This is a genomic window from Paraburkholderia sp. 31.1, from assembly GCF_014397645.1.
Lineage (GTDB): Bacteria > Pseudomonadota > Gammaproteobacteria > Burkholderiales > Burkholderiaceae > Paraburkholderia > Paraburkholderia tuberum.
In genome coordinates this window covers 1-2,073 of record NZ_VZQN01000132.1, presented here as the reverse complement: position 1 = coordinate 2,073, position 2,073 = coordinate 1, and the positions used below count along the sequence as shown (strand labels likewise).

Below are 2,073 nucleotides of genomic sequence, written 5' to 3'. Positions count from 1 at the left end.
GCCTGAGCTCGCTGTCGACCTCCGCGTCGACGGGTATTTCGTCGCTGTCGACATCGGCCTCGACGGGGATCAGCACGGCACAGAGCGGCGTGAATTCGCTGTCCACGGGCGTGAGCTCGCTGTCGACGTCAGCCTCGACGGGGATCAGCACGGTGCAGAGCGGTGTGGATTCGCTGTCCACAGGCCTGGGTTCGCTGTCGACCTCCACGTCGACGGGTATTTCGTCGCTGTCGACGTCGGCCTCGACGGGAATCAGCACGGCACAGAGCGGCGTGACTTCGCTGTCCACGGGCGTGAGCTCGCTGTCGACCTCCGCATCGACGGGTATCTCTTCACTGTCCACGGGTATGAGCTCGCTGTCGACGTCAGCCTCGACGGGGATCAGCACGGTGCAGAGCGGTGTGGATTCGCTGTCCACAGGCCTGGGTTCGCTGTCGACCTCCACGTCGACAGGTATTTCGTCGCTGTCGACGTCGACCTCGACGGGGATCAGCACGGCGCAGAGCGGCGTGAATTCGCTGTCCACGGGCGTGAGCTCGCTGTCGACCTCCACGTCGACGGGTATTTCGTCGCTGTCGACGGGGCTGAGCGCGACTAATAGCACAGTCACGTCGCTCTCGACGGGTGTGAGTTCGCTGTCCACGGGTATGAGTTCGCTGTCGACCTCTGCGTCGACGGGTATTTCTTCGCTGTCGACGTCGGCCTCGACGGGGATCAGCACGGTGCAGAGCGGTGTGGATTCGCTGTCCACAGGCCTGGGTTCGCTGTCGACCTCCACGTCGACGGGTATCTCGTCGTTGTCGACGTCGACCTCGACAGGCATCTCTTCACTGTCGACGGGTATGAGCTCGCTGTCGACGTCAGCCTCGACGGGGATCAGCACGGTGCAGAGCGGTGTGGATTCGCTGTCCACCGGCCTGGGTTCGCTGTCGACCTCCACGTCGACGGGTATCTCGTCGCTGTCGACGTCGGCCTCGACGGGGATCAGCACGGCGCAGAGCGGCGTGAATTCGCTGTCCACGGGCGTGAGCTCGCTGTCGACCTCCACGTCGACGGGTATCTCGTCGTTGTCGACGTCGGCCTCGACGGGGATCAGCACGGCACAGAGCGGTGTGGATTCGCTGTCCACGGGCGTGAGCTCGCTGTCGACCTCCGCATCGACGGGTATCTCGTCGCTGTCCACGGGTATGAGCTCACTGTCGACTTCCACGTCGACGGGCTTCTCTTCGCTGTCGACGGGTATGAGCTCGCTGTCGACGTCGGCCTCGACGGGGATCAGCACGGCACAGAGCGGCGTGAATTCGCTGTCCACGGGCGTGAGCTCGCTGTCGACCTCCGCATCGACGGGTATCTCGTCGCTGTCCACGGGTATGAGTTCGCTGTCGACCTCCACGTCGACGGGTATCTCGTCGCTGTCCACGGGTATGAACTCACTGTCGACTTCCACGTCGACGGGTATCTCGTCATTGTCGATGTCGACCTCGACAGGCATCTCTTCACTGTCCACGGGTATGAGTTCGCTGTCGACTTCCACGTCGACGGGCTTCTCTTCGCTGTCGACGGGCATCTCGTCGCTGTCGACGTCGGCCTCGACGGGGATCAGCACGGCACAGAGCGGCGTGACTTCGCTGTCCACGGGCGTGAGCTCGCTGTCGACCTCCGCATCGACGGGTATCTCTTCGCTGTCCACGGGTATGAGCTCGCTGTCGACGTCGGCCTCGACGGGGATTAGCACGGCACAGAGCGGCGTGAATTCGCTGTCCACAGGCCTGGGTTCGCTGTCAACCTCCACGTCGACGGGTATCTCGTCGTTGTCGACGTCGACCTCGACCGGCATTTCTTCACTGTCCACGGGTATGAGCTCGCTGTCGACGTCAGCCTCGACGGGGATCAGCACGGTGCAGAGCGGTGTGGATTCGCTGTCCACAGGCCTGGGTTCGCTGTCGACCTCCACGTCGACGGGTATCTCGTCGTTGTCGACGTCGACCTCGACCGGCATTTCTTCACTGTCCACGGGTATGAGCTCGCTGTCGACGTCAGCCTCGACGGGGATCAGCACGGTGCAGAGCGGTG

1 protein-coding gene is annotated in these 2,073 nt (G+C 63.5%); it reads right to left on the bottom strand.

Features of this window, described 5'->3' with window-relative positions; genetic code table 11:
- Positions 1–2,073: hypothetical protein (locus F6X37_RS38145; RefSeq protein WP_222945041.1), on the bottom strand; the 2,073-nt coding region annotated here is incomplete at both ends.